This is a genomic window from Aurantimonas sp. A2-1-M11, assembly GCF_036549475.1.
GTDB lineage: Bacteria > Pseudomonadota > Alphaproteobacteria > Rhizobiales > Rhizobiaceae > Aurantimonas.
Window position 1 is genome coordinate 41,642 of record NZ_JAZHLI010000033.1, and the last position, 6,620, is coordinate 48,261.

Annotated in this window: 6 protein-coding genes; 4 read left to right on the plus strand and 2 right to left on the minus strand. The window is 67.8% G+C overall.

The window, feature by feature from the left end; translation table 11 throughout:
- Positions 1 to 6: 6 nt before the first annotated feature.
- The 4 genes from ligA to VQ042_RS15295 all read left to right on the plus strand — a co-directional run bounded on the left by ligA (position 7) and on the right by VQ042_RS15295 (position 4,105).
- On the plus strand, positions 7 to 2,118 hold the full coding sequence (ligA, locus tag VQ042_RS15280; protein ID WP_331820786.1) for an NAD-dependent DNA ligase LigA: 2,112 nt from the start codon (positions 7 to 9) through the stop codon (positions 2,116 to 2,118).
- Between the two features lie 236 nt (positions 2,119 to 2,354).
- Positions 2,355 to 2,945: a YbjN domain-containing protein gene (locus VQ042_RS15285; protein WP_331820788.1), complete on the plus strand. Its 591-nt coding sequence runs from the start codon at positions 2,355 to 2,357 to the stop codon at positions 2,943 to 2,945.
- Between the two features lie 151 nt (positions 2,946 to 3,096).
- Positions 3,097 to 3,816, plus strand: coding sequence for an AzlC family ABC transporter permease (locus tag VQ042_RS15290; RefSeq protein ID WP_331820790.1), 720 nt, complete (start codon positions 3,097 to 3,099; stop codon positions 3,814 to 3,816).
- Complete coding sequence (locus tag VQ042_RS15295) at positions 3,809 to 4,105, plus strand: AzlD family protein (RefSeq protein WP_331820792.1); 297 nt, start codon at positions 3,809 to 3,811, stop codon at positions 4,103 to 4,105. Before VQ042_RS15290 ends, VQ042_RS15295 begins: the two co-directional genes overlap by 8 nt.
- 89 nt (positions 4,106 to 4,194) lie before the next feature.
- Here VQ042_RS15295 and VQ042_RS15300 read toward each other — a convergent pair whose 3' ends face one another.
- Positions 4,195 to 5,193, minus strand: coding sequence for a Tim44 domain-containing protein (locus tag VQ042_RS15300; protein WP_331820794.1), 999 nt, complete (start codon positions 5,191 to 5,193; stop codon positions 4,195 to 4,197).
- A gap of 115 nt (positions 5,194 to 5,308) precedes the next feature.
- Positions 5,309 to 6,499 (minus strand): vWA domain-containing protein, encoded by a 1,191-nt coding sequence (locus VQ042_RS15305; RefSeq protein WP_331820796.1) that lies wholly within the window; start codon positions 6,497 to 6,499, stop codon positions 5,309 to 5,311.
- Positions 6,500 to 6,620 lie beyond the last annotated feature (121 nt).

Genomic DNA, 6,620 nt, shown 5'->3' on the forward strand with positions numbered 1-6,620 from the left:
TAGACCATGAGCGACAAGGCGGTCGAGACGCTGGACAGGGGCGAGGCCGCCGCCGAGCTGGAACGGCTGGCGGGCGAGATCGCCGAGCATGACAGCCGCTACTATCGCGACGACGCGCCGACCGTCACCGACGCCGAATACGACGCGCTGCGCCGGCGCAACGCAGCCATCGAGGCGCGCTTTCCCGACCTGATCCGCGCCGATTCCCCCTCCGCGCGCGTCGGCACCGAGGTGTCGGAGAAATTCGGCAAGATCCGCCATGCCGTGCCGATGCTCTCCCTGGACAACGCGTTCTCCGACGAGGACGTAGCCGATTTCGCCAGGCGCGTCCGCCGCTTCCTGAAGCTCGACGAGGACGCTCCGCTGGCGATCACGGCCGAGCCGAAGATCGACGGGCTGTCGCTGTCCCTGCGCTACGAGAAGGGCGAACTGGTTTCGGCGGCGACGCGGGGCGACGGTGCCACCGGCGAGGACGTCACCCGCAACGCCCGGACCATCGCCGACATCCCGAACCGGCTGAAGGGCAGGGCGCCCGAAATCTTCGAGGTGCGCGGCGAGGTCTATATGAGCCATGCCGCCTTCACCGACCTCAATGCCCGGCAGGCCGAGGATGGCAAGCCGGTCTACGCCAATCCGCGCAACGCGGCTGCCGGGTCGCTGCGCCAGCTCGACGCCGCCATCACCCGCAGCCGCAAGCTGCAGTTCTTCGCCTATGCCTGGGGCGAGGCGAGCGAGGTTCCAGGCGAGACCCAGACCGACGTCGTCGCGGCGATCCACGGCTTCGGCTTTCCGGTCAACGACCGGATGCAGCGCTTCGATTCTATCGAGGGGCTGATCGCCCATTACCACCTGATAGAGGAGAGCCGCGCCGGGCTCGGCTATGACATCGACGGCGTCGTCTACAAGGTCGACGATCTGACCCTGCAGAAGCGCCTCGGCTTCGTGTCGCGCTCGCCGCGCTGGGCCATCGCCCACAAGTTTCCGGCCGAGCGGGCGACGACCGTGCTGAGGGCGATCGAGATCCAGGTGGGGCGGACTGGCGCGCTGACCCCGGTGGCCAAGCTCGACCCGGTCAATGTCGGCGGCGTCATGGTCTCCAACGCCACGCTGCATAATGCCGAGGAGATTGAACGTCTGGACGTGCGGGTCGGCGATACGGTGCAGATCCAGCGCGCCGGCGACGTGATCCCGCAGGTCCTGGGCATCGTCGCGGACAAGCGCCCTACCGATGCCGAGCCTTTCGCCTTTCCCACCGTCTGCCCGTGCGAGTTGAAGACCGAAGTGGTGCGCGAGGAAACCGCTTCCGGCGGGCAGAGTGTCGTGCGCCGCTGCACCGGGGAGTTCGCCTGTCCCTTCCAGCGCCGCGAGCACCTGAAGCTCTTCGTCTCGCGCAAGGCCTTCGACATCGAAGGTCTGGGCGACAAGCAGATCGACCTGTTCTACGACGACCCGGATTTCCTGGTCCGCACGCCCGCCGACATCTTCCGCATGCAGGGCCGCAATCAGGAGGGCCTGAAGAAGCTGAAGGACAAGGAGGGGTTCGGCGAGGTCTCGGCCCGCAATCTCTTCGAGGCGATCGAGGCGCGGCGGACCATCCCCCTCGACCGGCTCATCTTTTCCCTCGGCATTCGCCATGTGGGCGAGACCACGGCCAGGACCCTGGCCCGCGCCTACGGCACCTTCGAGGCCTTTCACGAGGCGGCGCTGAAGGTGGCGGCCGGCGACGAGGAGGCGAGCGCCGAGATGGACGCGCTCGACGACATCGGCGGCGCCGTGATCACCGCGACGGCGCAGTTCTTCTCGGAGGATCACAATCTGAAGCTGGTCGAGGAACTCGTCGCCCAACTCGACGTGCAGCCGGCCGAACAGCCGGTCGCCAGTTCTCCCGTCTCCGGGCAGACCATCGTCTTCACCGGTTCGCTGGAGCAGATGACCCGCGACGAGGCCAAGGCCATGGCCGAAGGGCTGGGCGCGAAGGTGGCCGGCTCTGTGTCGAAGAAGACTGACCTCGTCGTTGCCGGGCCCGGCGCGGGCTCGAAGCTGAAGAAGGCCGCCGAACTGGGCATCGAGGTGATCGACGAGGCGGCCTGGTTCGTACGGATCGGACGCGAGGCCTGAGACCGATTCGCGGGATTGCTCGACTTGTTCCGGCGTGATCGGCCAACCGTCGCGTCCGCCTGTGGGCCCGGCCGACCGGTGTCGTCGCGGCGAAAACGCACCTGACGTCGCGGCCACCGGCGGGCCGCGATGTATCCCCGCCACGGTCGGTGCAGAACCGCCCCCCGCGTGCCCATCGCCGCTTGCGGGGCCGTCGCCGGTGGCCGACACTGGCGCGGTTCGAACAAGGAATTCCGATGCCCGATCATCCGCCGCGCGCGCTGCGCACCGGCCTTGCCGCCGCGATGATGCTGGCCTGCTCCGGTCTGGCACCGGCGGGCGCGGTCGCGACCCCGCAGACCGCGCAACGGGACGAACAGGGCTTGCTGTCGCGCTCGCTGGCGGCACAGTCCGGCACCGACGGCCAGTCCAGCCTCGGCGTCGACCTCCTGCGGGCCGACGACCTCGACACCATTCTCGACATTGCCCAAGGCTATGGCGACGCCGACCTGGTGAAGACGGAGATTGGCGATCCCGTCATCACCGGCATCATCAACGGCGTGGCCTATCAGCTGTTTTTCCTCGACTGCACCGACGGCAAGGATTGCGAGGTCATCAATTTCTACGCCATCTGGGACCGGCCCGACATCACCCTGGAAGCCCTGAACGCCTGGAACCGCACCCAGCCCTTCCACAAGGCGTATCAGACCGAGGAGCAATTGCCGGTGGTCGAGCTGAACCTGTCGATCCGCGGCGGCGTCACCCGCACGCAGCTGACGGATGCCTATGATCGCTGGATGATTTCGCTCGCCGAATTCGAGGCGCAGATCCTCGAACCGTCGCTCTGAGGGCGGGCGAGGGCGGCCTGTCATCGCGGCCGGTCCGGCGCCTGCCGCACGCGCTGTTCACCCAGGGCGGCTTGTGTGCGGCGCCGCGACGAAGCATAAGCCCGGCTGAGTATCCGGCGCGCGGCGTCCCGCAATTTCGCAGAGTGTCCCCTTGACCGAGACCACCCGATCGGAGATCCGCGCCGCGATGCGCCAGCTGCTTCCCGTGCTGCTGGCCGTCGTGCCCTTCGGCATGGTCTACGGCACGATCGCCACGGCGGAGGGGCTCAGCTTCGCCCAGACGATGGGATTTTCGGCGACCGTCTATGCCGGCGCCTCGCAGTTGGCGGCGCTGCAGCTCATCGGGCTGGGCGCGCCGGTCTGGTCGGTGCTGCTGGCCGTGGTCGCGCTGAATTTCCGGCACGTGCTCTATTCGGCCTCGGTCGGCCGGCACCTGCATCGCTTCTCCGGGCCGCAGAAGGCGCTGGCCTTCTTCTTCCTCGTCGACCCGGTGTTCGGCGCGGCCGAGGCGCGGGCTAGCGCACAGCCACTGACCAAGACCTTCTACTTCGCCTATGGCTGCATGCTCTATGTCGGCTGGCTGGCCTCGTCCGCGCTCGGCGCGGTGTTCGGTTCGCTGATCGACGATCCGGCGCGCTACGGGCTGGACTTCATCCTGCCGGTCTACTTCCTGACGCTGCTGATGACGTTTCGCGCGCGCAGCGGCTTCTATCCGGTCGCCCTGACCAGCGCCATCGCGTCCGTCGCGGTCTATCTGACCCTCGGGCCGCCCTGGCACGTGACGCTAGGCGGGCTGGCCGGCATCGCCGTGGCCGCGATCCTGCCGCCAGCGCCGACGGCGGCCCCGCAGGGGGAGGACAGCCATGGATGAGATCTGGTGGATCATCCTCCTGGCAGGCGGGCTGACCTATCTGACCCGCACCGGCGGACACCTGCTCCTGGCGCGCATCGGCACGATCCCGCCACGCCTAGACGCGGCGCTGAACGCGGTGCCGGCGGCGGTGCTGACCACCATCGTGACGCCGGCGCTGGTCTCCGGCGGCTGGCCGGAGCGCATCGCGATCCTGGTCTGCGTGGTGCTGGCGCTGCGGCTGCCGCTGATCGTCACCGTGGCGATCGGCACGGCGATGGTCGCATTCGCCCGCGCCGCCGGTTTCTGACGGTTCAAAGAATACGCCCAGATCGAAAGGGGCGCGATCGAAGAGCGGCCTGAACGAAAACGGGCCGGCGATGCCGGCCCGTTCGTTGCTCAGGTCTCCTGGATGGCGGAGAGCTTCCAGTCGCCGCCGTTTTCGCGCACGAAGGTCCACAATTCCGTCGTCTCGGTGGGCTGCTCCGGATCGCCCTCGACGACCTCGCCGGTGGTCCGGTCGCGCATCACGTCGATCGACGAATAGCGCATGGCGAGACTGGCATAGTCCTGGTCGCCCTCGCGCCATGCCTCGGCGATGTCGCCCTGCTCCAGCTTGACGTCGAGGACGTCGTTCTTGCGGCCCGAGGTGGCGTTCTCCGACAGTTCCTCGGCGAGATAGGACATGACCTCCGGCGTGGTGATCGCCCGCAGGGCCGCGTAATCCTCGCGCGAGAACGCTGCCTGCACCTCCTGAAGCTTCTGCTCGAAGGCGTCGAGGTCGGCGTCGGTGATGCCGATCTCGTCGGACGGTTCGGCCGCTGCGGCCTTGCTTGCCGCGGCACCGCCGCCGAAGCCCGCGCCCGAGCCAATCGAGGGGATGCGGAAGCCACCGTCGCCGGCCGGCTTCGGCTGGTCCTCATGGACGCGGCGCGCCGCCGGCCCGGCCTCGTTCGAACGGGCGGGGCTGGGATTGCGGCTGCGGAAGAAGCGGATCAGCAGCATCGCGCCGAGGCCGACGAGCAGCAGCTGGATCAGCAGGGCGAAGAGGCCGCCCATGCCGCCGAAGCCAGTGCCCATCAGCATGCCGAACAGGCCGCCCAGCATCAGGCCGCCGAGCAGGCCGCCGCCGAGGCCGCCGAAGAGGCCCGGCCGACTGGCGCCGGCGGCATTCTGCGCGGCGCTGCCGCCCGGCTGCGTCGCCTGGCCGGGCGTCATGGAGCGCTGCACCGGTGCGGCGCTGGGCGCCGTGCGGGTTGCCGGGGCGCTCTGATAGGTGCGGAAACCGCGGCTGCCGAAGCTGCCGCCGCGCCGTGCCTCGGCATAGTCGACCGCGACAAAGGAGAAGGCGAGGAGGAGGCTCGCGAAAAGCGCGCCGAAGCGGAGGCGATGGACCATGTCGGTTCCCGTCTGGTTTGAGTCCCCCTCCATATGGGGGACATGCCGTCACGGCGCTACGGCTGCCCGGAAATTATGCATGCAGAGAGGGCGTATTTTTGGACGCAGCCCGCCATTAGCGCGACAGCGTCTTCGTCGCGGCCTCGATGCCCTTCAGGGTCATCTCGAACATGCGGTCCTCCATCGCCTCGCGGATCATGGCGATGGACTGGGTCCAGTCCCAGTGCTGGCGGGGGACCGGATTGAGCCAGACCGATTTCTGCCAGTGCCGGGTGAAGCGGGCGAGCCAGACCGCGCCGGGCTGGGCATTCCAGTGCTCCACCGACCCGCCGGGCATGGCGATCTCGTAGGGGCTCATGGAGGCGTCGCCGACGAAGACGGCGCGGTAGTCCGGCCCGAAGCGGTTGATGACGTCCATGGTGGGGATCGCCTCGGCATGGCGGCGGCGGTTGTTCTGCCACAGCCGCTCATAGGGGCAATTGTGGAAATAGAAGAACTCCAGGTGCTTCAGCTCGGAACGGGCCGCCGAGAACAGCTCCTCGACCTCGCGCACATGGTCGTCCATTGACCCGCCGATATCGAGGAAGAGCAGCACCTTGACCGCATTGCGCCGCTCGGGCCGGGTTTTCACGTCGAGATAGCCGTGCTCGGCCGTGGCGCGGATCGTGCCGGAGAGATCGAATTCCTGCTCGGCTCCGTCGCGCACCCAGCGGCGCAGACGCTTCAGCGCCACCTTGATGTTGCGGGTGCCCAGTTCGACGCTGTCGTCGAGGTCGCGGAATTCGCGCCGGTCCCAGACCTTCACCGCGCGCCGGTGGCGGCTCTCCTTCTGGCCGATGCGCACGCCTTCCGGATTGTAGCCATAGGCGCCGAAGGGGGAGGTGCCGCCGGTGCCGATCCATTTGGAGCCGCCCTGGTGGCGCTCCGTCTGCTCTTCCAGCCGCTGCTTGAGCGTCTCCATCAGCTTCTCGAATCCGCCGAGGGACTCGACCAACTGCTTCTCCTCGTCCGTGAGGTGCTTCTCGGCAAGGCGGCGCAGCCATTCTTCCGGCAGTTCGCGCATGTCGACCCCGTCGCCGGCCTGACCGGACACAGCTTCGACGCCCTTGAAGACGTCGGCGAAGACCCTGTCGAACCGGTCGATGAACCGCTCGTCCTTCACCAGTGTGGCGCGGGCCAGATAATAGAAGCCCTCGACGTCGTAGGTGACGAGGTCGGCCTGCATCGCGTCGAGCAGCGCCAGGTGCTCGCGCAGCGTGACCGGCACGCCGGCGGCCTTGAGCTTGAGGAAGAAGGTCAGGAACATGCGCCAAGCCTAGCAGCCTGTCGGACTTAGCGCACGCGAGGGATATCGATTAGAATCGAGAGATTGATTCTCCAGCCATATGACCGGTTCTGCGATGAGCAATTTTCGAATGGTAGATCGT